The sequence below is a fragment of the Mycobacterium sp. 29Ha genome, assembly GCF_032883055.1.
Lineage (GTDB): Bacteria > Actinomycetota > Actinomycetes > Mycobacteriales > Mycobacteriaceae > Mycobacterium > Mycobacterium gallinarum.
This window is the reverse complement of record NZ_JAMQTI010000081.1, coordinates 1-1,097: the sequence shown is the minus strand read 5'-3', so window position 1 is coordinate 1,097 and position 1,097 is coordinate 1. Positions and strand designations below refer to the sequence as shown.

Sequence of the window (1,097 nt, the reverse complement as noted above, 5' to 3'; positions counted from 1 at the left end):
ATGGCTTCGGAGCAGGAGGAGTTGGATTGGGAGGTGTATTACAACTACGGCCTTATTGGGGACCAGTTATTTCTACCTGTTGGTGAGGCGCCTGGTATTGCTCCGGCCGAAAGGGCGTTTGCGATTGCCTTAGCTCGGCGTGTTGTGGCGGGGGAGGTTGAGACGAGTTGGTTCACGCATCACAATCATCAGTTCACTCCTTTGACTGAGTTGCCTGCTCATTGGTCGGCTGAGTATCGCTCGTTGGTGGAGCGTCGTTTGGCGGTGATCGAGTCGAATCCATTCATTAATTTGTTGGAGCGTCCGGAGTACAAGCGGCGGTGGGCGGGGGAGTCGTGGGAGGTGAAACTGCAGCGGGCGCTGCGGGATTGGTTGCTCGGCAAGCTTGAGGATCGGTCGTTGTGGTTCACTCCGCAGGGGACTCCGCAGCCGTTGTCTGTTGGTGAGTTGGCTGGGCATGTGGAGAAGGACCCTGAGTTCATCACTGCGCTGGACATGTGGGCGGGTCAGAAAGACGCTCCGGTGACGTCGTCGTTGGAGAAGCTGCTTTCGGATCAGGTGGTGCCGTACCTAGCGGCGATGCGGTATAAGGACTCTGGGTTGCGCAAGCGTGCGGAGTGGGAGCACGTGTGGTCGCTGCAGCGCGACGAGGACGCCGGCCTGATTGAGGCTGCTGATATTCCGGTGCCGCCGAAGTACACCGGTGCTGATTTTGTGAAGCCGTCGTATTGGACCCACCGGGGAAAGCTTGACGTGCCGAAGGAGCGGTTCATCGTCTACCCCGGTGCGGGACGGGCGACGGATCCGACCCCATTATTGGGGTGGGCAGGCTGGGACCACGCGCAGCAGGGCATCGCATTGGCCACGATCTATGCCCAACGTGAGGCCGAGGGTGTCGCGCTGTCGGAGTTGGTGCCGGTGGTGGCCGGGATCGCCGAACTGTTGCCGTGGGTCAAGCAGTGGCACTCCGGGATAGACCCGGTGTTCAACATCGATCTTGCCGAATACTTCACCGCCCAACTGGCTGAGAAGTCGGCTGCCGTCGGCGTACCCGTCAACGACCTACCCAACTGGCGACCGTTGATCGCCACACGACG

General features: G+C 60.4%; 1 protein-coding gene. It reads left to right on the top strand.

Annotation, left to right across the window (positions count from 1 at the left end):
• Positions 1-1,097 (top strand): BREX-2 system adenine-specific DNA-methyltransferase PglX (gene pglX / locus M1248_RS33275; RefSeq protein ID WP_317150941.1); only part of this gene is annotated, 1,097 nt, incomplete at its 3' end.